Source organism: Flagellatimonas centrodinii (genome assembly GCF_016918765.2).
Classification (GTDB): Bacteria; Pseudomonadota; Gammaproteobacteria; order Nevskiales; family Nevskiaceae; genus Polycyclovorans; species Polycyclovorans centrodinii.
Map to the genome: position 1 here is coordinate 1,092,481 of NZ_CP092104.1, position 25,328 is coordinate 1,117,808.

A 25,328-nucleotide genomic window follows, 5' to 3' on the forward strand; every position below is an offset into this window, starting at 1 on the left:
ATCAGGTCCGGCCGGTAGAGCCAAATCCACCGGCGCCGCGGGCAGAGCCCTGGCCGAACGCGTCGACCACCGTCAGCGCGGCGCGCACCACCGGCACGAATACCAGCTGCGCGATGCGCTCGCCGGGTTCGATGGTGAAGGGGGTCTGGCCGCGGTTCCAGCAGCTCACCATCAACTCACCCTGATAATCAGAGTCGATCAGGCCGACCAGGTTGCCGAGCACGATGCCGTGTTTGTGGCCGAGCCCGGAACGCGGCAGGATCACCGCCGCCAAGCCGGGGTCGGCGATATGCACGGCGAGACCGGTCTTGATCAATTGCGTCTGGCCCGGCTGCAGTTCCAGCGCTGCATCCAGCAGCGCCCGCAGGTCCAGCCCGGCACTGCCGTCGGTGGCATAGGCCGGCACGCTGGCGCGGGGGTCCAGCACTTTCAGTTCGATCGAGGTCATCAGGGGTTCCGGTAACGGTCGGCAATGAGAGCGGCAAGGGCACGGGCGACGTCGGCCTTCGGCCCCTCGTCGAGGGTGGCGCTGCCCCCCGGCCAGAACACCTGCAGCGCGTTGCGATCAACTTCGAAAGCGCGGCCGTCGCCGACCTGGTTGGCGGCAATCATCTGCAGGCCCTTGCGTTCGAGCTTGCCGCGCGCGTGGGTTTCAAGGTCGTCGGTTTCGGCGGCGAAGCCGACCATGAACAGCGCCGGGAACTCAGCCCGCAGCGTGCTCAGGATGTCCGGGTTGCGGTTGAGCACCAGCGGCAGGCTGGCGTCATGCTTCTTGATCTTGCGCGGGGCCACGTCGGCAACATGGTAGTCGGCCACTGCCGCCACCGAGACGAACAGTTGGGCACCGGCCACCGCGGTACGGGCGGCCTCCAGCATCTGCGCGGTGGTCTCGACATCGACCCGCTTCACCCCGGCCGGGGTGGGCAGGCTGACCGGCCCGGCCACCAGCGTCACCTCGGCGCCCAGCGCCTTCAGCGCTGCCGCCACCGCAAAGCCCTGCTTGCCGGAGGAGCGGTTGCCGATGAAGCGCACCGGGTCGATCGGCTCGCGGGTCGGGCCGGCACTGACCACGGCCCGACAGCCCTGCAGCGGGCCGGGGGTGGTCAGGCGTTCGATCACCGCATCGCGGATCTGCACCGGCTCCAGCATCCGGCCTTCGCCGGTCTCGCCACAGGCCTGGTCTCCACTGCCCGGCCCCAGCAGCTGGATGCCACGAGCAAGAAGCGTCTCGACATTGGCACGGGTGGCGGGGTTGGCCCACATCAGCCGGTTCATCGCCGGCGCCATCGCCACCGGGCGATCAGTGGCCAGCAACAGCGTCGACAACAGATCGTCAGCAAGCCCCTGGGCAACCTTGGCCATGCAATTTGCGGTCGCGGGCGCCACCAGAATCAGGTCGGGCCAGCGCGCCAGTTCGATATGCCCCATCGCCGCTTCGTGGGCGGGGTCGAGCAGCCCGTCGCGCACCGGCTCGCCGGACAGGGCCTGAAAGGTCAGCGGCGCGACGAAGGCGGTGGCATGGGTGGTCATCACCACCCGCACCTCGGCCCCGGCCTCCTTGAGGCGGCGCAGCAGGTCGGCAGCCTTGTAGGCGGCGACGCCCCCGGTGACACCCAACAGGATGCGACGACCGGCCAAGGGTGTGAGGAGCGTGTTCATTCGGGCACTATTCTATCGCCGAGCTGGTTGATGAGAATTCACGACAGGAGTCAGCATGCCCCCGATCCGCGATTGGCCTGCCGCCGAACGCCCCCGCGAGCGCTTGCTGGCCGCCGGCCCCGGCGCGCTGTCCGATGCCGAGCTGCTGGCGATCTTTCTGCGTACCGGCGTCCCCGTCGAGAGCGCGGTCGATCTGGCGCGCCGGCTGCTGCGCGACTTCGGCGGGTTACGTGCCCTGCTGCAGGCTGACGCGCAACGGTTCTGCGCGCAGGCCGGGCTGGGGCCGGCCAAGTACGCGCAACTGCAGGCGGTGCTGGAGATGGCGCGCCGGCATCTGGCCGAGAGCCTGCAGCGCGGCGATGCGCTGACCGACCCTGACGCGGTGGCCCACTACCTGTGCCACCAGCTGCGCGACCTGCATCACGAGGTGTTCGCCCTGCTCTATCTCGACAACCAGCATCGGGTACTGGCCTTCGAGCGCATCAGTGAGGGCACGCTGGACGCGGCGGCGGTCTACAGCCGCGAGGTGGTGCGCCGCGCCCTGCAGCACCATGCCGCGGCCGTCATCCTCGCCCACAACCACCCCAGCGGCGTGGCCGAGCCCAGCCCCGCCGACCGCGCGCTGACCCAGCGCCTGCAGTCGGCCCTGGCGCTGGTGGACATCCGCGTGCTCGACCATCTGGTGATCGGCGACGGCCCGCCGGTCAGCTTTGCCCGCCGTGGCTGGTTGTGAACGCCGGGGTAACGCTTGCGGCCCGACGAACAAAGCTGCTATAAAGCGCGCCCTTTGTGTGCTGGCCCACCGGCTGGCAGGGCTCAGGTCATCACTGACCGGCCACCCGATTTTTTTGAGGGCTGTACTCATGTCCAAAGTCTGTCAGGTCACCGGCAAGCGGCCGACCACCGGTAACACGGTGAGCCACGCCAACAACCGTCGCCGCCGCCGCTTCGAACCGAACCTCCACAAGCATCGCTTCTGGCTGGAATCGGAAAAACGCTTCATCTCGCTGCGCGTTTCCGCCAACGGCATGCGCACCATCGACAAGAAGGGCGTCGAAGTGGTGATCGCTGAACTCCGCGCCCGCGGCGAGAAGGTGTAACCATGGCCGGCAAGACGAAAAAAGACCGTGAGAAGATCCGCCTGATCTCCACCGAGGGCACCGGCTACTTCTACACCACCACCAAGAACAAGAAGAACACGCCGGACAAGTTCGAGTTCAAGAAGTACGATCCGGTGGTGCGCAAGCACGTCGTGTTCAAGGAAGGCAAGATCAAGTAGTCCAGCGCGTGCCGGTCGGCCCGCGTTAGCGCGGCTCCGACAGGCCAGATGCCCTGGCTGCAAGCGAAGCCCGCCATCCGGCGGGCTTTTTGATTTTCATCTGCTGCAGGAGTGGGGTATGGCTCAAATCGGGTCAGACAATCCTGAAGGCGCGCAGGGCCGGGCCCACCACCGGCACCTGGAGCAGGCACGCGCGCAGGTGATCGAATTGCTGTCGCGGCAGGCCATCGAACGCGACCTGGTCTCCCGCGACGACAGCCCCCGAAGCGATGTCGTGGCGCAACTGCTGCAACGCCAGCAGCAGGCCCGGCTGTCGCAGCGGCTCGCCAGCTTCCACCCCGCCGACATCGCCTTCGTGCTGGAAAGCCTTGCCCCCGAGGCCCGGCAGATGGCCTGGCAACTGGTCACCCCGTTGCAACGCGGGGCGGTGCTGCTGGAGATGGGGGAAGCGGTGCTGCGCACCCTGTTGATGGACATGGCGCCGGAATCCATCGCCGCCGCCATCCGCCATCTCGAATCCGACGATATCGCCGACCTGCTGGAACAGCTGCCGGGCGACCTCAGCCAGCAGGTGCTGGCGCATCTTGACCGTGATGACCAGGCCGAGGTGCGGTCGGTGCTGTCGTTCCCCGAAGGCACGGTGGGGGCGATGATGGACCTCGACTACATCACGGTCCGCGACGATGCCAGCCTGGAGGCGGTGCAACGCCTGCTGCGCCGCCGCCGTCAGGACCTGCCGCACGACTGCAACCAGATCATCGTCATCGACCGCGCCAGCCAGTTGCGCGGGGTGATGCGGTTCGAGCAGCTGCTGTTCAACGAACCGGAACAGCAGGTCGCCGAGGTGATGGACACCGGCCCCCATTACTTCTACACCGATGACCCCGCCCGCGAGGCCCTTGATGCCTTCGAGAAGTACGACCTGATCGAGGCACCGGTGCTCAACCTGCACCGGCAGGTGGTGGGGCGGCTCACGGTGGACGCAGTGGTCGACGAAATCAACGAGAAGGCCGAGGCCGACAGCCTGCGCCAACGCGGCCTGTCGCACGGCGAGGACCTGTTCGCGCCGATCGCCAGCAGCGCCCGCAATCGCGGCCCCTGGTTGGCGCTGAACCTGTTCACCGCCTTTCTTGCCTCGCGGGTGATCGACGCCTTCGAGGGCGTGATCCTGGAGCTGGTGGCGCTGGCTGCGCTGATGCCGATCGTCGCCAGCATCGGCGGCAACACCGGCAACCAGACGGTGGCGCTGGTGATCCGCGGCCTGGCGCTGGACCAGCTGGGGCCCTCACAGTTACGGCAGATGTTCGCCAAGGAATTCAGCGTCGCCACCCTCAATGGCGTGCTCTGGGGCAGCGTGCTGGCGGTCGCCACCCTGGTGCTTTATCACGACTGGGCGCTGGCCGGCGTCATTGCCCTGGCGGTGCTGCTCAACCTGTGGGTGGCGGCGGGCGCCGGCGTGGTGATTCCGCTCACCCTGCATCGCTTCGGCCGCGACCCGGTGATGGGGTCGAGCGTCATGCTCACCGCCATCACCGACAGCATGGGCTTCTTCATTTTCCTCGGGCTGGCGGCCCTGCTGCTGGTCTGACCCGCCCTGCTGGACAAGCATTGCAAGCTGGTCAATAATTTCAGTCATTACTGAAATTACAGGATGTCATGGCCTCCCTCACCGACCAGTTCATCATGCACTTCGGCGAAATGGGCTCCCGCTGGGGTATCAACCGGACCATCGGGCAGATCTACGCCCTGCTGGTGGCGCACCCGCAGCCGCTCACCGCGGACGAGATCGCCGAACGTCTGTGCTTCTCCCGCTCCAACGTCAGCATGGGGCTGAAGGAGCTGGACGGCTGGCAACTGCTCAAGCGCAGCTACCGCCCCGGCGACCGCCGCGAGTACTTCACCTCGCCGGATGACGCCTGGGAGATCTTCCGCAAGCTCGCCGAGGAGCGCCACAAGCGTGAGATCGCCCCCACCCTGACCATGCTGCGGGATGCCCTGCTGCAGCCCGAAACCGATCCCGGCGAAGCCCATCTGCGCCGCCGCATGCGCGAGATGCACGACCTCATCGAAATGCTCACCGGCTGGTTTCTGGAAGTGCAGCGACTCGACCGCGGCACCCTTGAGCGCCTGATGCAGCTCGGCGCCGGCGTCACCAAGCTGCTGGATTTCCGTGACCGCCTGGGCGGCGCCAGTGTCGCCCGCAAGCCCCGCATCGAACCCACCCTGACCCCCGCCCACGCTGCCGAGAACGTCGATGGACTTTGAACCCGCCACCCTGGCGCGCATCCAGTTCGCTGCCAACATCACGTTTCACATCCTGTTCCCCACCATCACCATCGCGCTGGGTTGGCTGCTGCTGTTCTTCAAGCTGCGCCACAACGCCACCGGCAATCCCGCCTGGGCCGGGCTCTACCGTTTCTGGATCAAGGTGTTTGCCCTGACCTTTGCGCTGGGGGTGGTCAGCGGCATCACCATGAGCTTCCAGTTCGGCACCAACTGGCCGGGGTTCATGGAAACCGTCGGCAATATCGCCGGGCCACTGCTGGCCTATGAGGTACTGACCGCCTTCTTCATGGAAGCGACCTTCCTCGCCGTGATGCTGTTCGGCCAGAACCGGGTGTCCAACCGGGTGCACACCCTGGCCACCTTCCTGGTCTGCATCGGCACCACCCTGTCGGCGTTCTGGATTCTGGCGCTGAACTCATGGATGCAGACCCCCACCGGCTTCGAGATGCGCGACGGCGTGGCCCATGCCACCGACTGGTGGGCGATCGTCTTCAACCCCTCGCTGCCCTACCGCTTCAGCCACATGCTGATCGGCTGTGGCCTGACCGGCGCCTTTCTGGTGGCCGGCCTGTCGGCCTATCGCCTGTGGCGGGGTGACCGTGCCGAGGAAGCGCGGCTGGGCCTCAAGGTGGGCGTGGTGCTGGCGGCCTTGCTGATTCCGCTGCAGATCGTGATCGGCGACCTCCATGGCCTCAATACGTTGAAGCATCAGCCGGCCAAGGTGGCGGCGATGGAGGGCATCTGGGAAACCCAGCCACGCGCACCGGCCATCCTGTTTGCCCTGCCCAACGAGGCCGAACGCCGCAACGATTTCGAGGTGGCGATTCCCGGGCTGGCCTCGTTCTACCTCACCCATGACTGGGACGGGGTGGTGCAGGGCCTCAACGACTTCGACGGCGAGCACCCGCGGGTGGCGCCGGTGTTCTGGGCCTTCCGCATCATGGTCGGCGTCGGCCTGCTGATGCTGGCGGTGTCGTGGCTGGCGACCCTGCTGGTGTGGCGTCGCGGCGAGCTGCCGCGGTGGATGCTGCCGCCGGTGATCGCCATGACCTTCTCCGGCTGGCTGGGCGTACTGGCCGGCTGGTACACCACCGAGATGGGCCGCCAGCCCTGGCTGGTGCAGGGTGTGCTGAAGACCGTCGACGCGGTCGCCCCCACCATCGGCAGCGGCATGATCGCCAGCTCGCTGGCGATGTACCTGACGCTCTACCTGTTTCTCACCGCCGCCTATGTGTCGGTGGTGTTCTACCTGGCCCGCAAGGCCGACGCCCGCACGCCGGCACCGGCTGCCCCGGCCATCGCAGGAGCCTCCGCATGATTCCCGCCGAACTCACGGGCGAAGCCCTGTGGCTGCCGCTGATCTTCATGATGCTGATGGGCGTGTCGATGTTCGCCTACGTCATTCTCGACGGCTATGACCTCGGGGTGGGGATGCTCCTCCCCTGGGCCGGCAGCGAGGCGGAACGCGACCTGATGATCGCCTCCATCGGCCCGTTCTGGGATGCCAACGAGACCTGGCTGGTGCTCGGCGTCGGCATCCTGCTGGTGGCGTTTCCATTGGCACATGGGGTGATTCTCACCAGTCTCTACCTGCCGGTGGCCGTCATGCTGGCAGGGCTGATCCTGCGCGGCGTCGCCTTCGACTTCCGGGTCAAGGCACGCGCCGCCCACAAACCGTTCTGGGACCGCGCCTTCTTTGTCGGCAGCAGCCTCGCCGCCCTGTCCCAGGGGGTGATGCTGGGCCTGTTGGTAACCGCCTTCGACCACAGCCCGCTGAACTGGCTGTTCGCGCTGGGGATCGGCGTCGGGCTGGCCGGCGGCTACACCCTGCTGGGTGCGGGCTGGCTGATCATGAAAAGCGAGGGCGCCCTGCAGACCCGCGCGGCCGGATGGGCACGCAAGGCGCTGCTGGTGGCCGCCCTCGGCATCGCAGGGGTGTCGCTGGCCACCCCGCTGGTGAGCCCGCAGATCTTCGCCAAATGGTTCAGCTTTCCCAACATCCTGGCGTTGGCACCGATCCCGCTGATGACCGCCGTGCTGGTCGGCCTGTTGTTCATCTTCAGCCGGCGCTTGCAGGCGGACCTGCGCGCCGGCAACACCCACGGCGTGGAGCGCTGGGTGTGGACCCCGTTTGCCGGCGCCGTCGGCCTGTTCACCCTGGCCTTCTTCGGTCTGGCCTACAGCCTGTTCCCCTGGCTGGTGCTCGACCGCATCACCGTCTGGGACGCCGCCAGCGCCCCGGAATCCCTGAAGATCATCCTCTGGGGCGTGCTGGTGGTACTGCCGGCGATCCTGCTCTACACCGTCTACGCCTACCGGGTGTTCTGGGGCAAGACCGAGGGCCTGTCCTACGAGTGAACGGGGATGGCGGCGGGCTCAGTTGTCCTGGTGATAGCTGACGACCCGCTCCACCTCGTTGCGGGAGCCCATGATCACCGGCACCCGCTGATGCAGGGCCTCCGGCTGGATCGCCATGATGCGCTCGCGGCCGGTACTCGACTTGCCGCCGGCCTGCTCGATGATGAAGCTCATCGGGTTGGCTTCGTACATCAATCGCAGCTTGCCGCCCTGGGCGGCGGTCTTGGCATCCAGCGGATACATGAAGACCCCGCCGCGGGTGAGGATGCGATGCACGTCGGCTACCATCGAGGCCACCCAGCGCATGTTGAAATCCTTGCCCCGCGGCCCGGTCTTGCCGGCAATGCATTCGTCGATGTAGCGCGTCATCGGCGCTTCCCAGTGCCGCCGGTTCGAGGCGTTGATGGAAAACTCCTGGGTATCCTCGGGTATCCGCACGTCACGCTGGGTGAGGGTGAAACTGCCGAGCTCGCGATCGAGGGTGAACACGTGCACCCCGGTGCCCAGCGTCAGCACCAGCAGGGTGCTGGGGCCGTACACCGCATAACCGGCCGCCACCTGCTGTGTCCCCGGCTGCAGAAACGACTCTTCGCAGGTGGGCTCGACGCCCTCCTTCACCCGCAGCACCGAGAAGATGGTGCCGACGCTGATGTTGACGTCGATGTTGGAAGAGCCGTCGAGCGGGTCGAACAACAGCAGGTAACCGCCGGTGGGATATTCGCCGGGGATCAGGCTGGGGTGGTCCATTTCCTCCGACGCCATCGCCGCCAGATGGCCGCCCCAGGCATTGGCTTGCAGCAGGATCTCGTTGGACAGCACGTCGAGCTTCTTCTGCGCCTCGCCCTGGATATTGCCGGTGCCGGCCTCTCCCAGCACGCCGCCGAGGGCACCCTTGCTCACGGCGATGGAAATGCGCTTGCAGGCGCGAGCCACCACCTCCAGCAACAGCCGCAGGTCGGCGTTCAACGAACCGTGGGCGCGTTGCTCCTCGATCAGGAACTGGGTGAGGGAAACCGGGTTGTTCAAGGCATCAGTCCTTTTTCAGCAGGTCGCGGATTTCGGTCAGCAGCTTCTCTTCCACCGACGGTTCCGGTGGCGCGGGCGGCGCGGCAGGCGCGGCCTCTTCCTTCTTCTTCAGGTTGTTGAACAGTTTCACGAACAGGAACACCGCCCAGGCGATGATGATGAAGTCGAGCACGGTCTGGAGGAACTTGCCGTAACCGATGGTCACCGCCGGCAGGTCGCCCTCGGCTGCCTTGAGCACGATCACCAGGTCAGCGAAATCAACGCCACCGACCATCATGCCGATCACCGGCATCAACAGGTCGCCCACCAGTGACGACACGATCTTGCCGAAGGCGGCGCCAATGACGACCCCGACCGCGAGGTCGATCACGTTGCCGCGCAAGGCGAACTTCTTGAATTCTTCGAGCATCGGAGCGCTCCAATTGGAAGGTGGGCGAAGTGTAGGCGAAGTGCCGTGGCGGCTTCACCCGGAACCCGAGAGGCCGGCGGCCAGATCGGGATAGGCAGGGACGAAACCCAGCTCTTCACGCGCGCGGTCCACCCGCAACCGGCGCGCGCCCTCGATGAACGACCACTGTGCCGGGCTGAAGGTCTTGCGCGCGGTCTCGAAGTCGACCTGCGGCGGTGGCGGCAGCCCGAAATGCGCCGCGCAGCGCAGGAAGTAGTCGCTCATGGTGGTGGGCTGGCCGTCGCCGACGTGATAGACCCGGCCGGTCGCGCCGCGCCGCGCCGCCAGGATCGCCACATCGGCGAGGTCTTCGGCGTGAATCCGGTTGGACGGTGGCGACTGGTCTTCGCGGATCACCGGCGTGCCCGCCTGCAGGCGCGCCAGCGGCCAGCGGCCGGGGCCGTAAATCCCGGGGATGCGCAGGATCACGGTCTCGATCCCGGCCGCCTGCAGCGCCTGCTCGGCATCCAGCCGGCGCCGGCCGCGGTCGTGCAGCGGCTGTGTCGGCTCGTCCTCGTCGATCCAGCGCCCGCCGCAGTCGCCATACACTGCCGTGGTCGAGCCGTACACCACGCGGCGCCCGGCCAGCGCCGGCAGCCAGCGCCGCAGCCGCCGGTCCTCGACGCCCTCACGGGGAGGTGGCGCACACCAGAACACCCAGTCCGCCGGGGGCAGGGGGGAATCGGGGGCGGTATCGAGGTCGCGGACCTCGGCCGCCACACCTTCGGCCTCCAGGGCGGCGGCGGCGCCCTCGCGGCGGACGATCCCGGTAACCTTCACCCCGGCATGGTGGAGCCGGCGCGCAATGCGCGTCCCGACATCGCCACATCCCACGATCAGGGCCCGCTGCGGCCACTGCGTTACCCACTGAGACTGCATGTTCACCATTACCCTGTCAGACGGTCGTACATTCTCCGCCAAGCCGGAACATACCGTGCTGGCCTCGGCCCGCGCTGCCCATGTGGTGCTGCCGTACGGCTGCGAATCCGGCAGCTGCGGCGCCTGTCGCCTGCCCGGCCGCGGCACGGTGGCCTACCCCGGCGGCGCACCCGCGCTCAGCGCCGCAGAGGCCGCCGCAGGGCAGATGCTGACCTGTCGCGCCCAGCCCCGCAGCGACCTGACACTGGACCTGCCGGCACGCCTCGCCGGGCTGGCGCCGCGACGCATCACCACCCGGCTGCTGGCGCGCCGCTGGCTCAGCGCCGACGTGCTGGGGGTGAGCCTGAAACTGCCGCGCGGCGCGCCATTTCGTTATCTGCCCGGCCAGTATGTCGATGTGTTGCTGGACGACGGCGGGCGTCGCAGCTTCTCGCTGGCCAGTGCGCCCGACGGCGAGACCCTGCAGTGGCATGTCCGCGTTGTCCCCGGCGGCCGCTTCGCCCAGGCGCTGGCCGCCGCGCCGGATGGCCAGATCATCCGACTTGAGGGCCCACTCGGCAGCTTCTTCGTCCGCGATGACGATCGCCCGCTGCTGATGGTGGCCGGCGGCACCGGCCTGGCCCCGGTGCTGGCGCAGCTGGAGGCGCTGCTGGCCGAAGGCGACCCGCGCCCGATCGACCTCTGGTGGGGGGTGCGCAGCGAGGCCGACCTCTATCATCACGAGGCCCTGAGCGGGCTGGCGATGCAGCATGCAAACCTTCGTTACCACCCGGTGCTGGGCGCGCCCGGCGCGGGCTGGACCGGCGCCCGCGGCTTCGTCCACGAGGCGGTCGTCGCCGCCCATCCCGACCTGTCGGCCTACGCCGTCTACATGGCCGGCCCGCCGCCGATGATTGATGCCGCCAAGACCGCGTTCCCGGCCGCCGGCCTCGACGCCGCGCAGCTGTTCTACGACCGCTTCGAGGATGCCTTCAAGACCTGGCCAGGCCGATGAGCCCGAAAGGCCCCCGCTGCCGCCCATGAAAAACGCCCGGGCGGTCTCCCGCCCGGGCGTCCCCACAACATCGCTGTCAGTCGATCAGATCAGAACAGATCGATCTGCAGCGTCTCCCCCGCAGCCCCACCCCGCCCATCCGTCACCGTCACCCGTGCCGCGATCTGCTGCAGATCACAGTCGGAGGTGACGAAAATCTCGGCTTCCGCGGTATCGGCCGCGTTCAGCTGTGCCACGCAGGCCGCACCCGAGACGATCTCCCATTGGTAGGTGAGCTCGTCGCGATCGGGGTCGGCGGCACGTGCGATCAGCGGCACGGCACCGCCCGCCGTCACCTGCGCCGGCCCCGGCACGTTGACGAACGGCGCCCGGTTGCCCGCGGCCCCTGAGGCCACATCGGCCGACACATAGTCCCGCGCGAAGCAGGGACGATCACCGCAGACGTTGACGTAGGTGTCGTCGAGCAGGAAGGCCTGCCGCTGGATGCCGCCACTGGGTTCGGCTCGCGGATCGCTGTGCGGGTCGCGACCCAGGCGCGGCGGCACGTTGGTCGCCGGCGAGGTCGCGGTTCCGGGGTTGAAGTCGTTGTCGAGCGGCCCGATGTCCCAGACCACCATCACCGAACCGCTTTCGCCATCCTGCGCGGTCCGCAGCCCCCAGTAGGGATTGACGTTGGAGTGCCGCCCGGGCTCGGTGCCCGGCAGATGCACCGCGCCATCAAAGCTGCGCGCCATGATCTCGGCGGTGACATCCGCCACCTGATGGTCACCGAAGGCGACATTGAGCATCACCTCATGATCCGGCGTCGGGTGGCCCAGGGCGGTGAAGGCATCCGGCCGCCGCAGATGGTTGGCGTAGCCGTTGGTCTCGGCACGGTCCCACAGCATCTGGATCAGCGACAGGATGAAGCTCTGGTCGAAACTGTTGGGGTAGGCCAGATACAGCAGCGAACCGTAGGCATCGAAGTCGACACTGCGACGCAGCAGCGTCGAGTAGTTCATGCCCGGCACGCCCAGCGACGCGCGTGTGAGGTCGGTGCTGGTGGCCACCACCACGCCGCCGATGATGCCGCCCTGGCTGTTGCCGTCATAAACCAGTCGGTCGCGGTTGATCACCGAACGGCCGTCGATGGTCTGGAACGCGGGATCAGCCGCGAAACCGGCGGGATGGGTGAGAAGCCGCCCGAGGAAGTGGAAGTTCACCACGCTCTGCTGGACCCGGTCCGGCAGCGTCGGGAAGTTGCTCATGTCGAGCAGGAAGGTGACCACCGACGGCACGTCGCGGGTCGCCATGCCGACCCAGTCCACTGCACAGTGCAGGATGTTCTGCTCGCGCAGCCGCGCGGTGCTGCCACCGCCAACTTCGCCCTTGCTACCGAGCAAGCCGTGACCATAGAGCGTCGGCGTGGCCGGGCGCAGCCAGGTCGTGGCATCGGTGAAACTACCCACCGCCGTGCGCGGAATCTCGCACTGGAAATCGAACTGCTGCGTCGGCATGGTGGGGTTCACCTGCGGCACGTCACTGGCGCTGTTGCCGTAGTAGAGCCGCGAGAACGGAATCTGCCCCAGCTCCTGCAGCAGCCCCAGAGCATCGGTGACCGGCCCCAGCACCTGCGACAGCACCGGCACCTCGGTGCCGCCGAGGGCATCGCCGAGTTCGTTGAGCGCCGAGCAGTAGTCGATCAGGTTCTGACTGACCGGCGGCACCAGGTTGTCGCAGATGCCGTCCGGCAGCGTCAGGAAGTTCGGCACCGTCATGGTGCCGCTGACCCGCCGTATCGACGGCCCGCTGTCGAAATCCTGGACCTCGGTCACTTCGAACGCCGGTGCCGACAGGCCCAGCGCAAAACGGGCGGTGTCACGCATCGCCAGCACCCTGCCGGCAGTGTTGCGGACGCTGGCGACGGTGAAATCCCAGGCCATGTAGAGCTCATCCCGCGCCACGCCGTTGTCGGCCAGCGTGGCGAACAGCGACTCCATGTGCTCGCGGCGGGCGTTCACCGGCGCCAGTTCGCTGCGGTGACGGTCGCGGTAGACGCGGAAGCCCGGCGGCGCCTCCAGCAGGTTGCCCTCGGCGTCGCGCAGGTCGCGCATCACCACGATATAGCGGTGGCCGTCCTTGAAGTTGATCCCCGGACGCATCAGCAGTGCCGGCGGGTCCACCTTGAAGGCGCTGTTGGGTTCGATGCCGCTGGCGCTGAGCGCCTCGCCCAGTGCCGCCAGAATCGGCTGCAGTGTCAGGGTGCAGCCCTGGTCGAGGCCATCGGTCACCGTACCGACCACGCCGTCGAGATTTTCCAGCAGGTCATCGAGCCCGGCTTCGCCCGCCACCAGGTTGACCAAGTCCGCCGCCGTGCCCGGCGCGTCGCAGAGGCTGCCGGCGGTCTCGCTGGCATCGATCTCGGCCCAGATCGGATGGCGCTCACCGGTGTCGGCATCGATGACAAAGATCGGCGCATCGTCTTCCAGCGAGGCTTCGATGTCGGTCACATCGGCAATGCCGGAAACCGCCGGGTCCAGCCCGGGCACATGGGTGACGATCAGTTGGCCGGGGGAGAAGCCGTCATTGCGGTTCCACTCATCCGGGCGGATCGGCAGGCCGACCAGGTTCATCGGCATGCCCAGCAGATTGAGATCGACCCGGCGTCCGGTGGGACTGGTGGCGTCTTCGGTGGTGAAGTAGTCGCTGGGCCAGGGGAACTGGCAGTAGTCCGGGTTCATGAAATCGCAGCCGCGCAGGGTGGTCTGCGTCATCAGCGGCTGTAGCTCGGCGTCGAGCGTCTCCTCCCGCAGCGGTGGCAGGTCACCGCCGCCGCCGAAGGCCAGCGGGTCGCTACCTCCGCAGGCGGACAGCAGCAAGGCACCGAAAACGGCAGCGACCACACCTTTCGGCATGAAGAGGGCAATACGGGCCATGGGTTCCTCCTGGCATTGACGCAGCCGCGGTGGCGCCAAGCGCCCCACGGTCATTTGTGTTGCAGGAGTATGACATGGGGCCTGCAAAGCCCGGCAAGTCAGGATATTTTTACCAAGCCCCCACCGGAGCCCCAATGCGCCGCCGTTCCGTCCCGCTGATGCTGATGCTGATGCTGCTGTCGATGCTCGCAGCGCCCCTGGCGCAGGCGGTCGACCTGGTGCGGGTGGTGAAGTCGGAGCGGCAGCTCTACCTGCTGGAGAATGGCACCGTGGTCGGCCAGTATCCGGTGGCGCTGGGACGCCAGCCGCGAGGCCACAAGCAGCGCGAGGGGGACCTGCGCACCCCCGAAGGCCGGTATGTCCTCGACAAGAAGAACGCCGAGAGCGCGTTCTACCGCTCGATCCGCATCTCCTATCCCAACGACGACGACCGCGCCCGCGCCGCAGCACTGGGCGTCCCGCCGGGGGGCGGCATCATGTTGCACGGGCAGAAGAACGGGTTCGGTGAATATGCCGCCTACGCCCAGCGCTTCGACTGGACCGAGGGCTGCATCGCCCTCACCGATGCCGACATGGACGCGCTGTGGGCGCGGGTGGCAGTGGGGACGCCGATTGAGATCGTGCCGTGAGGGCAGGATGAGATCGCCGCGGGGCTACGCCCCTCGCGATGACAGGCTTTCCCTTGTCATGGCAAGCCGGCGCAGCGGGCGTGGAAATCGTGCCATTTCGGCAGGACCCTCAGGCGGACGCACGGCGCGGCGATTCGGGACCGTCGCTGGACAGGACGTCCAGCGTCGAGAACCCCACCGGCGCCTCGACGTCCGCCGTCACCTTTACCGGCACGCCGTTTAGCGCGGCATTGCCCGACAGGGCATCGAGAAACCGGTCGTCGGTGAGGTCGTTGACGCTCTGCCCGGCCAGGGCGCCGGCCACTGCCAATGCCACACCGGGGCGCGCATGGCCCCAGCCGTGCGGCAGCGACACCACGCCGCGCATGATGTCGTCGGTGGCCTGTACCGTGACCGTCACCGTGCCCACCCGCGATTGCACGCGCACCTCGGCGCCATCGGTCAGATCGCGGGCAGCCAGGTCGGCCGGGTGCATCATCAGTTGATGTCGGGCCTTGCCCTTTACCAGCCGCTGGCTGTTGTGCATCCAGCTGTTGTTGCTGCGCACATGCCGCCGGCCGATCAGCCACAGCTCGTCGGCGGTTGGCAGTGGGGTCGCCGTCAGCGCGGCGTCGTAGCGCTGCAGCTCGGCCCGCAGGTCATCGTTGAGGCAGGGGATGGTCTTGTCACGGGTGAACAGGCGCTTGGGCAGCGTTGACTGCAGCGGCCCGAGGTCGACGCCGTGCGGCGCCGCCTTCAGTGCCGACAGCGACAGCCGGTGCTCACTGCCCTTGCCATACGGCCCGTTGCGCAGCGCCAGATCCAGCAGGCGATGCGGCGCCATACGTTGCATCACGGCGTCTTTCATCCGCGCACCCAGTCGCTTCATCAACGGCCGGCCGGCATCCGGTTGCAGGCGTTGGCGCAGCCGTCGGCCGAGCGCCGAAAACACCTCCCAGTCGTGCATGGCGCCGTCCGGCTTGGGGAAGATGGCGGGGTTGTAGCGCGCCGTATTCCGCACCGCGAAGTGGTGAAAGATGATGTCGTAGTGGTCATGCTCCAGCGCGCTGGTGGGCGGCAGGATGTAGTCGGCGAAGCGGGTGGTCTCGTTGCGGTAGTAGTCGAACGACACCATGAAATCGAGCTGCCCCAGGGCCTGTTCCAGCTGTCGCCCGTTGGGGGTGGACAGCACCGGATTGCCGGCGATGGTGATCAGTGCCCGGATCTGCCCGTCGCCGGGCGTGAGGATCTCCTCGGCCAGCGCCGACACCGGCAGCTCGCCGCCGAATTCCGGCAGCCCGCGTACCCGCGAGCGCCAGGCGTTGAAGTGGCCGGGCTTGGAACCGGGGCCCTTGACCAGGTCCATCGCCGGCTGCGGAAAGCACATGCCGCCCTCGCGGTCGAGGTTGCCGGTAACGATGTTGAGCATCGCCAGCGCCCACTGGCACAGGGTGCCCTGGGCCTGGGTGGAGATGCCCATGCGGCCATAGACCGCGGCGGCCGGCGCGGCGGCGAGGTCCCGTGCGATCTGGCGAATGTGGTCGGCGTCGATGCCGGTCACCGCCGCCGCACGCTCGGGGGTGAAGGCCGCCACTGCAGCGGCCACTTCGTCGAGCCCGGTGGTGAAATCCGCCAGCCGGCCCGGCGCGGTCAGCCCTTCGGCGAACAGCACGTTGAGCAGCGCCAGCAGCAGCGCGGCGTCGGCGCCCGGGCGGATGAAGTGATGGGCGTCCGCCACCTCGGCGGTTTCGGTGCGGCGCGGGTCGATCACCACCAGTTTGCCGCCGCGCGCCTGCAAAGCCTTGATGCGCTTCTTCACGTCCGGCACCGTCCACAGGCTGCCGTTGGAGGCCAGCGGGTTGGCGCCCAGCATCAGCAGGTAGTGGCTGCGGTCGATGTCCGGCACCGCCACCATCAACTGGTGCCCGTACAGCCAGTACGACACCAACTGGTGCGGCAACTGGTCGACCGAGGTGGCGGAGAACCGGCTGCGGGTTTTCAGCGGCCCGAGAAAGGCCGAACTGTGGGTGAGATTGCCCCAGTTGTGCACGCTGGGATTGCCCAGATACGCGCCGATGCTGTTGGCGCCATGGGCCTTGTGGAGTGCGGCGAGGCGATCGGCGATGTCGTCCAGCGCCACCTTCCAGCTCACCGGTGCCCAACTGTCGCCGGTGCGCTTCATCGGCTGGCGCAGGCGGTCCGGGTCTTCGTGCAGGTCCTGGATCGCCACCGCCTTGGGGCAGATGTGCCCACGCGAAAGCGGGTCGGCCTCATCGCCGCGGATGCTGCTGACATGGCCGTCGCGCACCTTGATCTCGAGGCCGCAGATGGCCTCGCAAAGGTGACAGGCACGGTAGTGGGTCTGCTCGCGGGTGGCTGGCATCACCGGACTCCTCCAATCGTTGTGTCCCGATCATAGCGCCCCCACCGGGCACTGCACCTTGAGCCCGCCGTCCGGCACCGGCATGATCAAGGTGCGCAGGACGCCAGGAGGCCGCCCGGGATGGCAACGCAGACATCACCGCCCCACACCCAGCACCGCTGGATCGATCGCTTCATCGACATTGCCGACTGGCCCGCCAGCCGCAAGACGCTGTTGATGACCGTGGTGCTACTGCCGGTGCAGACCGTCGGATCAGTCGGCGCGGCGGCGGCATTTCACCTGTACCCACTGTGGGGGCTTGAGGCCCCGCTGATCGACACCGCGCTCAACGACGGCTTTCTGGTGCTGTGGCTGGCCGGAACGGTGATCGCCCTGCTGGCGGCCTGGCTGCCAGCGCGTGCCGGCCGCGATGCGCCGTGGACGGTCTACCTGTTCGTCATTCCCTTCACCACCGGCCTGTGCGGGCTCACCTACCTGTTCGGCACCATGAGTTCGCCGTTCATCGCGGTGTACCCGGTGGCGATGTTCCTGCTGGCGCTGTACTTCGAGGGCCGCGTCGGCCTGTTCGCCTTCGGCTTCGTCACCGCGCTGTATCTGGTCATCGGCACGCTGGAGATCCGCGGGGTGATTCCGCACGCGCCGATCCTGCGCATCGACACCCTCGCCGCACAGAACCAGCCGGCGTGGTTTGCCATTCACCTGTTCATCGTCAGCCTGGCGCTGGCCTTCTGCACCCTGCTGGGGCTGGCCATCGTGTTTGCCCGCCGGGTGCAACAGGCGCGGCTGCAGCGCGCGCATGCCGAACTGCAGCGCGCCGAACGACTGCTGGCACGCGGCAACCGGCTGATCCGCCGATACGTGCCGGCGCAGGTGGCCGACAAGCTGCTGTCGGATCGCTTCGAAGACATGGAGCGCACCCGGCGGGTGAAGCTGGCGCTGTTTTTTTCCGATGTCGAGGGCTTCACCGCGCTGGCCGACCGGCTGGAGCCGGAGGAACTAACGCGGCTGCTCAACGAATACCTCACCGAGATGACCGCCATCGCCGCCGCCCACCACGGCATCATCGACCAACTGGTGGGCGACGGCATCATGATCTTCTTCGGCGCGCCGGATGCCACCGATGACCGCGACCACGCGCTGCGCGCTATCCACATGGCGCAGGCGATGCAGGCGCGCATGACGACCCTGCAGCAACGCTGGCGGGATCAGGGCATCGAGCAGCCGTTCCGCATTCGCATCGGCATCAACAGCGGCTATGCCAGCGTCGGCAACTTCGGCTCACCCGGGCGCATGGTGTATTCCGCCATCGGCCATCAGGTGAACCTGACGGCCCGTATCCAGGCCGCCTGCCCGGCCGGCGGCATTCTCATCAGCCATGCCACCTGGGCGCTGGTGAAAGACCGGGTGGACTGCACGCCCCGGGGCGAGATCAGCGTCAAGGGCGTGCAGCATCCGCTGCGGGTTTACGCAGTGGCGACCGCCAGCGACGGATAGTCGGTGTAGCCCTCAGGCCCCGGGCTGTAGAGCGTGCGCGGGTTCATCTCGTTGAGTGGTGCGCCTTCCGCGAAACGGCGCACCAGATCTGGGTTGCCGATGTAGGCGCGGCCAAAGGCCACCGCATCGACACGGCCGGCCACCAGCGCGGCATTGGCGCTGTCGCGGTCATAACCACCATTGCTGAGGATGACGCCGGGGAAGTGCGCACGCGCAACCTCCGCCAGCGCCCGCTCTTCCGGCAGGGCCTGGTCGGCATGGCGCATTTCCAGCATGGCGATCTTGCGGGCCGCCATCTGCTGCGCCACGTAGATCACCAGCGCCTCCGGGTTGCTGTCGGACATGTCATTGACCCCCACCAACGGCGAGATGCGCACCGACACCCGGTCTGCACCCCACACCGCGATGGCCTGATCGGTCACCTCTAGCAGCAGCCGCGCCCGCTTCTCCAGCGTGCCACCGTAACCGTCGTTGCGGTCATTGGCGCCATCGCGCAGGAACTGGTCAACCAGATAGCCGTGGGCGCCGTGAATCTGCACGCCGTCAAAGCCGGCCTGCAGCGCAAATTCGCTGGCGGCGCGAAAGCGGCCGACGATGCCGGGCAGTTCATCCTCCCGCAGACGCCGCGGCGCCTCGTAAGGCTGCTTGCCCTGCGGCGTGTGGATGTGACCGTTGCCAATGGCGCGGTCGGTGGATGAGATCGGCTGCACGCCGCCATTGAGCAATGAATGCGCCGCCCGGCCCGGGTGCCAGATCTGCAACACGATGCGGCCACCGCGGGCATGCACCGCATCGGTCACCTGGCGCCAGGCCGTTGCACGATCGGCGTCGAAGATGCCGGGTTCTGCGGTGAACGCGCTGGCATCGGGTGCCACCATGGTGGCTTCGGCGATCAACAGCCCGGCATCCGCACGCTGCGCGTAGTACTCGGCCATCAGCGCGTTGGGCACATGTTCCACTCCGGCGCGGGTGCGCGTCAGCGGCGCCATCACGATCCGGTTGGGCAGCGCCCAGGCGCCGGCCTGAAGCGGGGTGAAGAGATCGGTCATGGGGGTCCTGAAAAACAGAAGGCCTCCAGAGATGGTGGCGCCGCGCCATCATTCAAGTGCCGTCAGAAGCCGCCACTGCCCGCATCCTCACGCCGTAGCACAAACGGAAACGACAGCCGTCGCAACAGCGGCAGGTTGATCACCGTCATGCACAACCAGGTGTCGTCATCCAGTACCCGCAGTTCATCACGCACCCAGCGCCAGGGCATGGGCGCAGGGCGCCCCGCCTCCGGCAGATAGTGCAGCGCCACGCCGGGCTGGCCATCCACCTGCGACGGGCCGGGGACCACCTGCATGGTCATCGCTGCCACCTCGCGGCCGGCACGACGCACCACATTGGTGGCTGTCGTCGGCCCGAGGAATCGTTTGCCCTGCCAGCCCGGCAATCCCGAGATCGCCAGGCTGGGCGGCGCCGTCCACCGCAGCCAGGCCGGCCCCACAAACGATGCCCGGAAGAACCCCCGCCGCTGCACCTCCGTCGGGGGCGGCAGCGACGCGAACAACGCCCGCAGCCTGCGCAGCGAGGCGGTGCGGATATCAGCGGGCACGACGCGCCCGCATTTCCACCAGGCTGCCGCCAATCTCGCTGATCACAAACAACAGCACCACCGGCGACATGCCCTGTGCCAGCACGTAGTAGACGATCAAGGCCGCCACGGCCCAGCGGGCAATGATGTTGTAGCGAATCAACAGGTCGGCCCGGGTGCGCAGGATGGCGAGGTTCCAGCACACCCCCAGCACCCCGGCGAGGTTCACCAAGAACATGGCGAACGATGAGAACGGCTCGATCGGTGCCGCCAGCCCGGTGACCACGCCGAGATAACTCACCAGCGCCACGAAGCCGTGTGACAGCCCCGGCACCGCCAGAATGGCGGTCACCACCAGGTCAAAGGTGCTCACCGCACGCAGGGCGGGGCTTGCAGGCACGGCGTTCATGATTGCGCTCCAGGAATTCGATACGCCGATTATGGCGCCAAACTCCCTGTACACCGGACCCGGAGTGCAAGGGTCTATGGTGATGGCGTTGTCCTATGTCAGCTTTTCGACGAAGGATTTGGCGCCGCGGCCCGCATCGTGGCTAACAGTCAGCCGGGAATTAGGCGGTTGAAGCCGTAGAGATAGCAGCCTTCGTCGAAGGGATGGCTTTGCTGTGCGACAGCTGAGGATTCGCACAGCCAGATTGCCAGCGCCATGCCGTCGTTGGAACGAATGGCGCGCCCCTCCAGTCCTGCATCCGCTAGCGTCCAGATACCAAAGGACTGGAGCGTAAAGCCAAGGGGGGTGTCGGGCGTGCCCGATAGCGTGCACGTGTTGCCCTCGCAGCTCATGGACGCCGGCAATGTCCCCCCAGACGAATCTGCCGGGTTGTACACGACGCGGTGGCCGGACCATTGGCCGTCCAATGTCTCGGGCCCCTCAAAACTGTCTGGCACGCTTTCACATGAAGCACCGACCGGGAAGTCGTCCGCCGGTTGCATGACCCGCATCTCGAGATCACGCAGCGCCTGAGACCCGAGCAGTCGTATTTCGACCTGGAACTGCGCCAACCGCCCCTCCGCCAAGGGCAATACCAGCGACACATCCGCCTCTGCCGTTCCGGGCTGCCGACCGTCATCCAGCACGAATCCTTGCTCGGGCAAGGCCTCGAGACACAACGGCCCACCGGGGAGCTCCGCACACCACCGCGATTCCGAGGCCTCCGTCACCACGCCGCCCTGCTGTGCCACTGCGCGCTCGGTCGACGCACGATCCACCGGCAACTGCCGATAGCAGATGCGGTCAGGCGGCTCAGTCTGTAGCCCGGGCCCATCGGCGCGCACGCCGCGGAAGTCCCCCGCCAGAACGTCGGAGTACGCCGCAAACAGCGGATCAGCCGGCGACGTGCCGTCGCCACCCTCGCTACCACCCCCACACGCCACCAGCGCCACGGCCGACAACACCATCAAAATCGAATGTCTCATAAACAATAAGACGCATGAGCGCGCCGATTCCGCACCCGCCATGACCCGCAGCAACCGCCTCCGAAACCGCTGGCCGATCCCGGTGTAGTCTTTCCATCAGCGTCATACACAACGAGAGGAGACCCCCATGTCCGACACCGACCGCACCGCACCCCCTGCCCTGCAGGTCACGCCCTCTGGCCAGGCCTGTGGTGCCAGCGTGACCGGCGTCGATCTGTCGCAGCCGCTGACCGCCGACACCGTGGCCGCCATCCGCGCCGCCTGGCTTGAGCATCACGTGCTGGCCTTCCCCGACCAGCATCTCAGCGATGACGATCTCGAACGCTTCACCACCTACTTTGGCGACTTCGGCGACGACCCCTTCATCGCCCCCATCCCCGGCCGCCAGCACATCATCGCGGTGGAGCGGCGGGCCGATGAGAAGTCACCATTGTTCGCCGAAGCCTGGCACAGCGACTGGAGCTTTCAGGCGCGGCCGCCGTCTGGCACCTGCTTGTACGGCATCACCATTCCGCCGGTGGGCGGCGACACCCTGTTCGCCAACCAGCATGCCGCACTCGACGCCATGCCCGCCGAGCTGCGCGCCCGCATCGACGGCCGCATCGCCATCCACTCCGCCAAACGCGCCTACGCCCCGGATGGCATGTACGGCAACCACGATGCCAAGGGCCGCTCCATGGTGATCCTGCCCTCCAGGGACGCCGACAACACCCAGCTGCACCCGCTGATCCGCAAGCACCCCGAAACCGGCCGCGAAGGCCTGTTCAGCTGCTTCGGCTACATCATCGGCATCGACGGCATGGCCGACGCCGAGGCCATGCAACTGCTGATGGCGCTCTACCAATGGCAAACCCTTGAGCAATTCCAATACCGCCACCGCTGGCAGCCCAACATGCTGGTGATGTGGGACAACCGCTCCGTACTGCACGCCGCCACCGGCGGCTATACCGGGCATGACCGGCTGCTGCATCGGACCACGATTGCGGCGGTGTGAGGGGGGATGTGAAGCGTGTTGCATGACGCCCGGAAACAGGCGCGCGCTTCAGGTGGTCCAGTCCTCAATGCGAAGCCCGGCCACGCGCTGAAACTCTTTCGTGTTGTTGGTCACCACCACCAATCCACGTGATCGTGCATGGCCGGCAATCATCTGGTCATAGGGCCCGATCTGGGTGCCGGCGACTTTCAGTTCAGCTCGAATCTGCGCCGTGTGCGCAGCAGCGGCCGCATCGTAGTCCAGCACATCCAGACGGGCGATGAAGCCTTCCACATCTGCGAGGTTCCGCTGCGTTTGTGCCGACAGCTCCACCCCGTACAGCAGCTCCATCACCGTGACGGCGCTGATCCCCATGTGCCCATGATGCCGATTGAAAGCGGCACGGAGCCCCGCCGGCCGGTGACGGATCGTCTCGATACACAGATTGGTGTCCAGCAGATAGCGCAACATCAGAACGCATCGCGCTCCTGCGCCGCAGGCTGCTCACGCTCGGCCAGATAGTCGGCGCTGACGCCGGCACCCTCAAACCAACTGTCCCAGGCCTCTCCGGCCGGCGTGATGATGCGTGTACGCCCGATCGACACCACATCCACCCGTTTCACATCGTCCGGCAGCGCCGCCGCCTTGGACAGCCGAATGGCCTGACTGCGATTGCTCTTGAAAACGGCACCCTGTTCCATCTGCCTGCCTCGCTTCAAATACGCCGTAATCATTGGGCAGGGCACAGGATATGTCAATGGGATATACAGCCACCGGCGGTGATCGGCCGTACGTAGCATCCACACAGCTCGGCGTCGTCATGCCGGACTTGATCCGGCATCCGGAGCGCCGTCTCGCCTCGCACTCGGTGCCGGGGCAGAGAGGTAAGCGATACGTACGTTGATATGTATGATTTTATGGTCTGTGGTATGGTTTGGTTACGTGACGCCATCCGAATTTTCGGCGCCGGTTACTGGCGCAAGGGCAAGGCACTTTATGAGCAAGCGAATCCAGTACACCGATGAGCCGATGGGCCGCGTCGAGATCACGGCCGACACACTACCGTCTCCGGCCGAATTGGCGTTCCGAGAGGAAGGCGTGAAGATCACGTTGGCACTGAGCAAGAAGAGCGTCGCGTTCTTCAAAGAAGAAGCCTCCAAGCACCACACGCACTACCAGCGGATGATCCGGCGACTGATCGACAGCTATGTCGATGCGCAGCAACCGCCGCGGTAGACGACATCATCCACTACGGGCTTCGACATCAAGCTGAGCCCACTCTAACCGTCGTCATGCCGGACTCGATCCGGCATCCAGCGCGCCGTCACGCCGCCATATCCTTCAAGGCCGCCGTGATGGCTTCATCAGAAACGCCTCGACGCCGCAGAGCTTCTGCGAAGCGTTGGGTGGGGCCAAAGCAATAGAGCGCTTCATCGCGGCGCAGGCCCTCGCCCACGTACGCCTTGAGCGATGCTGTTGCGGTTGCAGAAGTGACGCCGATCGGATGCTATATTGCACCGATCGTATGCGATTCCGTGCGGGAGCTCATCATGACAACAGTGCGTAAGACGATCACGCTGACCGACCAGCAGGGCGCATGGGTGAAGGCCCGTATCGCCAACGGGGACTTCACGAATGACAGCGAATACATCCGTGATCTGATCCGCAGAGACCAGCAGAGCAAGGCCGAGGTCGAATCCATTCGTACCGCATTGATCGCCGGCGAGAACAGCGGGCTGAGCGACAAGAAGCCCGGTCAGATCCTGCAGGCAGTCATAAAGCGGAAGCGCAAACGTGGGGCGCTTTAGGCTGACCAAGGCGGCGGAACAGGATCTCGAACAAATATTCGACTTCGGGATCGATCGATTCGGCCTGGATCAGACCATGAAATATCAGGTCGGATTGGATCAGCAGTTACATGCGCTTGCCGACCAGCCACTGGTGTATCAAGCCGTAGACCATATCCGGCCAGGCTACCGACGCGGCGTCTACCGCAGTCACGCGATCTACTACCGTGTCGAAGGCAACGGCATTCTCATTGTGCGCATCCTGGGGAACCAGAATCCCGACACGGCATTGAGCGGGTGATCAATCTCACCGCTCGGCCAATCGTGATGAGAACCTCTTCATCCTGTCCGACTCGTGTGAGCGCTACGGCTTAGCGTGGTAAGGCTGTTGCAGTTCTGCTGTGATCAGCCGGCGCTGATAAGGTGTGCGTCCCATTTTCCACATTTTCCGTGCGTCGAGAGAAATGAAGAAGGCCGGGATGATAGGTCCCGGCCTTTTTTGGTCTGCGTTGCGGTTGCTCGACACTCACCGCTCTTCACTCAGAACTGAAGCTTCACCCCCACACTCCGCGCCTCGAACTCGCTGCCGGATTTATCGAGGTACAGCATGTAGTCCGCTGTCAGCCGCAGCCGGCCATCCAACACACTGCTGAAGACGTCGAACTCGATGCCGCCACCATAGCTGTGGCCGGATTCCGACTCACTGAAGCTGTCGCGGTTGAGCGGTGTGCTGCCAGCGGTGAAGTTCGCATCGCCTTCGAACTCCGCCTTCACTCTGGTGTAGCCCAGCAGGCCGTAGAGGCTGACTCGCTCGTTGAGCGGAACGCTGCCACGCAGATACGCCCCAAACAGTTGCTTCAGACCAAGCTCGCCATTGACCGCAACCGGGGTCGGGTCGGTGGTCATGAGGGTGACGTTGTCGTCTCCGCCCATGCCGCCGTGCAGCTCCACACTGAGGTAGTCGCTCAGCTGCTGGCCGAGCACCAGGCGAATGCCACTGCCTTCGGCGAAGTTGCCTTCCAGTTGCCAGTTGAGGCTACTGATGCTGGCGTAGCGGGCCGGGGTTTCGTCCTGCGCCAGCGCCGGTACTGAAATCAGACCGGCCAGCAAGACCAGCGGGATCATTTTCGTTTTCATCATTGTCTGTTTCTCCATGAATAGCCGCCGAGTGGTGAGTGATAAAGGCCGACAACCACCAACGCTTCTGCCTCTACTCAGCACTCACCACT

28 protein-coding genes are annotated in these 25,328 nt (G+C 66.4%); 14 read left to right on the forward strand and 14 right to left on the reverse strand.

What is annotated here, in order from left to right; translation table 11 throughout:
- Position 1: 1 nt before the first annotated feature.
- Entirely contained in the window at positions 2-448 is a 447-nt protein-coding gene (dut, locus tag JN531_RS05210) for a dUTP diphosphatase (RefSeq protein WP_366522401.1), read from the reverse strand.
- Positions 448-1,659, reverse strand: coding sequence for a bifunctional phosphopantothenoylcysteine decarboxylase/phosphopantothenate--cysteine ligase CoaBC (coaBC, locus tag JN531_RS05215; protein ID WP_228347801.1), 1,212 nt, complete (start codon positions 1,657-1,659; stop codon positions 448-450). Before coaBC ends, dut begins: the two co-directional genes overlap by 1 nt.
- Positions 1,660-1,714: 55 nt before the next feature.
- On the opposite strand from coaBC, the gene radC reads away from it, so the two are divergent.
- From radC to cydB, 7 genes are all read left to right on the forward strand, one after another.
- Positions 1,715-2,392, forward strand: a complete 678-nt coding sequence (gene radC / locus JN531_RS05220) for a RadC family protein (protein ID WP_228347802.1) — start codon at positions 1,715-1,717, stop codon at positions 2,390-2,392.
- 130 nt (positions 2,393-2,522) lie between these two features.
- Positions 2,523-2,759 (forward strand): 50S ribosomal protein L28, encoded by a 237-nt coding sequence (gene rpmB / locus JN531_RS05225; RefSeq protein WP_228347803.1) that lies wholly within the window; start codon positions 2,523-2,525, stop codon positions 2,757-2,759.
- A gap of 2 nt (positions 2,760-2,761) precedes the next feature.
- Positions 2,762-2,938, forward strand: coding sequence for a 50S ribosomal protein L33 (rpmG, locus tag JN531_RS05230; RefSeq protein WP_228347804.1), 177 nt, complete (start codon positions 2,762-2,764; stop codon positions 2,936-2,938).
- 118 nt (positions 2,939-3,056) lie between these two features.
- A complete protein-coding gene (gene mgtE, locus JN531_RS05235; RefSeq protein ID WP_228347805.1) occupies positions 3,057-4,526 on the forward strand; it encodes a magnesium transporter in 1,470 nt (489 codons plus the stop codon).
- Between the two features lie 68 nt (positions 4,527-4,594).
- Complete coding sequence (locus JN531_RS05240; protein WP_228347806.1) at positions 4,595-5,203, forward strand: GbsR/MarR family transcriptional regulator; 609 nt, start codon at positions 4,595-4,597, stop codon at positions 5,201-5,203.
- Complete coding sequence (locus JN531_RS05245) at positions 5,193-6,542, forward strand: cytochrome ubiquinol oxidase subunit I (RefSeq protein WP_228347807.1); 1,350 nt, start codon at positions 5,193-5,195, stop codon at positions 6,540-6,542. The genes JN531_RS05240 and JN531_RS05245 overlap by 11 nt, the downstream gene beginning before the upstream one ends.
- A complete protein-coding gene (cydB, locus tag JN531_RS05250) occupies positions 6,539-7,582 on the forward strand; it encodes a cytochrome d ubiquinol oxidase subunit II (protein ID WP_228347808.1) in 1,044 nt (347 codons plus the stop codon). The genes JN531_RS05245 and cydB overlap by 4 nt, the downstream gene beginning before the upstream one ends.
- 18 nt (positions 7,583-7,600) lie before the next feature.
- Here cydB and JN531_RS05255 read toward each other — a convergent pair whose 3' ends face one another.
- Genes JN531_RS05255 through JN531_RS05265 form a run of 3 tightly spaced genes read right to left on the reverse strand, consistent with a single transcriptional unit; the run spans position 7,601 to position 9,935 of the window.
- Entirely contained in the window at positions 7,601-8,608 is a 1,008-nt protein-coding gene (locus JN531_RS05255; protein WP_228347809.1) for a class 1 fructose-bisphosphatase, read from the reverse strand.
- A gap of 4 nt (positions 8,609-8,612) precedes the next feature.
- Complete coding sequence (gene mscL / locus JN531_RS05260; RefSeq protein WP_228347810.1) at positions 8,613-9,017, reverse strand: large-conductance mechanosensitive channel protein MscL; 405 nt, start codon at positions 9,015-9,017, stop codon at positions 8,613-8,615.
- Between the two features lie 54 nt (positions 9,018-9,071).
- Positions 9,072-9,935 carry an SDR family oxidoreductase gene (locus JN531_RS05265; RefSeq protein WP_228347811.1) on the reverse strand — a complete coding sequence of 288 codons (864 nt, stop codon included), beginning with the start codon at positions 9,933-9,935 and terminating at the stop codon, positions 9,072-9,074.
- Between JN531_RS05265 and JN531_RS05270 the strand changes: the two genes are divergently transcribed.
- Positions 9,934-10,929, forward strand: coding sequence for a 2Fe-2S iron-sulfur cluster-binding protein (locus tag JN531_RS05270; protein ID WP_228347812.1), 996 nt, complete (start codon positions 9,934-9,936; stop codon positions 10,927-10,929). The two genes, JN531_RS05265 and JN531_RS05270, sit on opposite strands and share 2 nt — an antisense overlap.
- An 89-nt stretch (positions 10,930-11,018) precedes the next feature.
- Here JN531_RS05270 and JN531_RS05275 read toward each other — a convergent pair whose 3' ends face one another.
- A complete protein-coding gene (locus JN531_RS05275; RefSeq protein ID WP_228347813.1) occupies positions 11,019-13,844 on the reverse strand; it encodes a hypothetical protein in 2,826 nt (941 codons plus the stop codon).
- Between the two features lie 134 nt (positions 13,845-13,978).
- Between JN531_RS05275 and JN531_RS05280 the strand changes: the two genes are divergently transcribed.
- Entirely contained in the window at positions 13,979-14,473 is a 495-nt protein-coding gene (locus tag JN531_RS05280) for a L,D-transpeptidase family protein (RefSeq protein ID WP_228347814.1), read from the forward strand.
- Between the two features lie 109 nt (positions 14,474-14,582).
- Here JN531_RS05280 and JN531_RS05285 read toward each other — a convergent pair whose 3' ends face one another.
- On the reverse strand, positions 14,583-16,835 hold the full coding sequence (locus JN531_RS05285) for a molybdopterin-dependent oxidoreductase (protein ID WP_228347815.1): 2,253 nt from the start codon (positions 16,833-16,835) through the stop codon (positions 14,583-14,585).
- A 120-nt stretch (positions 16,836-16,955) separates the two neighbouring features.
- Here JN531_RS05285 and JN531_RS05290 point away from each other — a divergent pair, with 120 nt between their 5' ends.
- A complete protein-coding gene (locus JN531_RS05290; RefSeq protein ID WP_228347816.1) occupies positions 16,956-18,329 on the forward strand; it encodes an adenylate/guanylate cyclase domain-containing protein in 1,374 nt (457 codons plus the stop codon).
- Here the strand turns inward: JN531_RS05290 and JN531_RS05295 are convergent.
- The 4 genes from JN531_RS05295 to JN531_RS05310 form a co-directional block, all read right to left on the reverse strand.
- Positions 18,299-19,378 carry an alkene reductase gene (locus JN531_RS05295; RefSeq protein ID WP_228347817.1) on the reverse strand — a complete coding sequence of 360 codons (1,080 nt, stop codon included), beginning with the start codon at positions 19,376-19,378 and terminating at the stop codon, positions 18,299-18,301. The two genes, JN531_RS05290 and JN531_RS05295, sit on opposite strands and share 31 nt — an antisense overlap.
- A gap of 62 nt (positions 19,379-19,440) precedes the next feature.
- Positions 19,441-19,926 (reverse strand): hypothetical protein, encoded by a 486-nt coding sequence (locus JN531_RS05300; RefSeq protein WP_228347818.1) that lies wholly within the window; start codon positions 19,924-19,926, stop codon positions 19,441-19,443.
- Entirely contained in the window at positions 19,916-20,314 is a 399-nt protein-coding gene (locus JN531_RS05305; protein ID WP_228347819.1) for a hypothetical protein, read from the reverse strand. The genes JN531_RS05300 and JN531_RS05305 overlap by 11 nt, the downstream gene beginning before the upstream one ends.
- Positions 20,315-20,463: 149 nt before the next feature.
- Positions 20,464-21,339: a hypothetical protein gene (locus tag JN531_RS05310; RefSeq protein ID WP_228347820.1), complete on the reverse strand. Its 876-nt coding sequence runs from the start codon at positions 21,337-21,339 to the stop codon at positions 20,464-20,466.
- A gap of 127 nt (positions 21,340-21,466) precedes the next feature.
- Here JN531_RS05310 and JN531_RS05315 point away from each other — a divergent pair, with 127 nt between their 5' ends.
- Positions 21,467-22,333 (forward strand): TauD/TfdA dioxygenase family protein, encoded by an 867-nt coding sequence (locus JN531_RS05315; protein WP_228347821.1) that lies wholly within the window; start codon positions 21,467-21,469, stop codon positions 22,331-22,333.
- 48 nt (positions 22,334-22,381) lie between these two features.
- Here JN531_RS05315 and vapC read toward each other — a convergent pair whose 3' ends face one another.
- Together vapC and vapB are read right to left on the reverse strand one after the other, a co-directional pair.
- Positions 22,382-22,783, reverse strand: coding sequence for a type II toxin-antitoxin system tRNA(fMet)-specific endonuclease VapC (gene vapC / locus JN531_RS05320; protein WP_228347822.1), 402 nt, complete (start codon positions 22,781-22,783; stop codon positions 22,382-22,384).
- Positions 22,783-23,013, reverse strand: coding sequence for a type II toxin-antitoxin system VapB family antitoxin (gene vapB, locus JN531_RS05325; protein ID WP_228347823.1), 231 nt, complete (start codon positions 23,011-23,013; stop codon positions 22,783-22,785). Before vapB ends, vapC begins: the two co-directional genes overlap by 1 nt.
- A 295-nt stretch (positions 23,014-23,308) precedes the next feature.
- On the opposite strand from vapB, the gene JN531_RS05330 reads away from it, so the two are divergent.
- The 3 genes from JN531_RS05330 to JN531_RS05340 all read left to right on the forward strand — a co-directional run bounded on the left by JN531_RS05330 (position 23,309) and on the right by JN531_RS05340 (position 24,400).
- Positions 23,309-23,548: a hypothetical protein gene (locus JN531_RS05330; RefSeq protein WP_228347824.1), complete on the forward strand. Its 240-nt coding sequence runs from the start codon at positions 23,309-23,311 to the stop codon at positions 23,546-23,548.
- A gap of 314 nt (positions 23,549-23,862) precedes the next feature.
- On the forward strand, positions 23,863-24,120 hold the full coding sequence (locus JN531_RS05335) for a type II toxin-antitoxin system ParD family antitoxin (protein WP_228347825.1): 258 nt from the start codon (positions 23,863-23,865) through the stop codon (positions 24,118-24,120).
- Entirely contained in the window at positions 24,107-24,400 is a 294-nt protein-coding gene (locus JN531_RS05340; RefSeq protein WP_228347826.1) for a type II toxin-antitoxin system RelE/ParE family toxin, read from the forward strand. The genes JN531_RS05335 and JN531_RS05340 overlap by 14 nt, the downstream gene beginning before the upstream one ends.
- 239 nt (positions 24,401-24,639) lie before the next feature.
- Here the strand turns inward: JN531_RS05340 and JN531_RS05345 are convergent, their stop codons facing one another.
- The gene (locus tag JN531_RS05345) at positions 24,640-25,239 is read right to left on the reverse strand and encodes a porin family protein (protein WP_228347827.1); all 600 of its coding nucleotides are present in this window, start codon (positions 25,237-25,239) and stop codon (positions 24,640-24,642) included.
- Positions 25,240-25,328 lie beyond the last annotated feature (89 nt).

Bases quoted from the DNA above. Each gene is read 5' to 3' on its own strand.
- dut (WP_366522401.1), bottom strand. From the start codon at position 448: ATGACCTCGATCGAACTGAAAGTGCTGGACCCCCGCGCCAGCGTGCCG.
- coaBC (WP_228347801.1), bottom strand. From the start codon at position 1,659: ATGAACACGCTCCTCACACCCTTGGCCGGTCGTCGCATCCTGTTGGGT.
- radC (WP_228347802.1), top strand. From the start codon at position 1,715: ATGCCCCCGATCCGCGATTGGCCTGCCGCCGAACGCCCCCGCGAGCGC.
- rpmB (WP_228347803.1), top strand. From the start codon at position 2,523: ATGTCCAAAGTCTGTCAGGTCACCGGCAAGCGGCCGACCACCGGTAAC.
- rpmG (WP_228347804.1), top strand. From the start codon at position 2,762: ATGGCCGGCAAGACGAAAAAAGACCGTGAGAAGATCCGCCTGATCTCC.
- mgtE (WP_228347805.1), top strand. From the start codon at position 3,057: ATGGCTCAAATCGGGTCAGACAATCCTGAAGGCGCGCAGGGCCGGGCC.
- JN531_RS05240 (WP_228347806.1), top strand. From the start codon at position 4,595: ATGGCCTCCCTCACCGACCAGTTCATCATGCACTTCGGCGAAATGGGC.
- JN531_RS05245 (WP_228347807.1), top strand. From the start codon at position 5,193: ATGGACTTTGAACCCGCCACCCTGGCGCGCATCCAGTTCGCTGCCAAC.
- cydB (WP_228347808.1), top strand. From the start codon at position 6,539: ATGATTCCCGCCGAACTCACGGGCGAAGCCCTGTGGCTGCCGCTGATC.
- mscL (WP_228347810.1), bottom strand. From the start codon at position 9,017: ATGCTCGAAGAATTCAAGAAGTTCGCCTTGCGCGGCAACGTGATCGAC.
- JN531_RS05270 (WP_228347812.1), top strand. From the start codon at position 9,934: ATGTTCACCATTACCCTGTCAGACGGTCGTACATTCTCCGCCAAGCCG.
- JN531_RS05265 (WP_228347811.1), bottom strand. From the start codon at position 9,935: ATGCAGTCTCAGTGGGTAACGCAGTGGCCGCAGCGGGCCCTGATCGTG.
- JN531_RS05275 (WP_228347813.1), bottom strand. From the start codon at position 13,844: ATGGCCCGTATTGCCCTCTTCATGCCGAAAGGTGTGGTCGCTGCCGTT.
- JN531_RS05280 (WP_228347814.1), top strand. From the start codon at position 13,979: ATGCGCCGCCGTTCCGTCCCGCTGATGCTGATGCTGATGCTGCTGTCG.
- JN531_RS05285 (WP_228347815.1), bottom strand. From the start codon at position 16,835: ATGCCAGCCACCCGCGAGCAGACCCACTACCGTGCCTGTCACCTTTGC.
- JN531_RS05290 (WP_228347816.1), top strand. From the start codon at position 16,956: ATGGCAACGCAGACATCACCGCCCCACACCCAGCACCGCTGGATCGAT.
- JN531_RS05295 (WP_228347817.1), bottom strand. From the start codon at position 19,378: ATGACCGATCTCTTCACCCCGCTTCAGGCCGGCGCCTGGGCGCTGCCC.
- JN531_RS05305 (WP_228347819.1), bottom strand. From the start codon at position 20,314: ATGAACGCCGTGCCTGCAAGCCCCGCCCTGCGTGCGGTGAGCACCTTT.
- JN531_RS05310 (WP_228347820.1), bottom strand. From the start codon at position 21,339: ATGAGACATTCGATTTTGATGGTGTTGTCGGCCGTGGCGCTGGTGGCG.
- JN531_RS05315 (WP_228347821.1), top strand. From the start codon at position 21,467: ATGTCCGACACCGACCGCACCGCACCCCCTGCCCTGCAGGTCACGCCC.
- vapC (WP_228347822.1), bottom strand. From the start codon at position 22,783: ATGTTGCGCTATCTGCTGGACACCAATCTGTGTATCGAGACGATCCGT.
- vapB (WP_228347823.1), bottom strand. From the start codon at position 23,013: ATGGAACAGGGTGCCGTTTTCAAGAGCAATCGCAGTCAGGCCATTCGG.
- JN531_RS05330 (WP_228347824.1), top strand. From the start codon at position 23,309: ATGAGCAAGCGAATCCAGTACACCGATGAGCCGATGGGCCGCGTCGAG.
- JN531_RS05335 (WP_228347825.1), top strand. From the start codon at position 23,863: ATGACAACAGTGCGTAAGACGATCACGCTGACCGACCAGCAGGGCGCA.
- JN531_RS05345 (WP_228347827.1), bottom strand. From the start codon at position 25,239: ATGATGAAAACGAAAATGATCCCGCTGGTCTTGCTGGCCGGTCTGATT.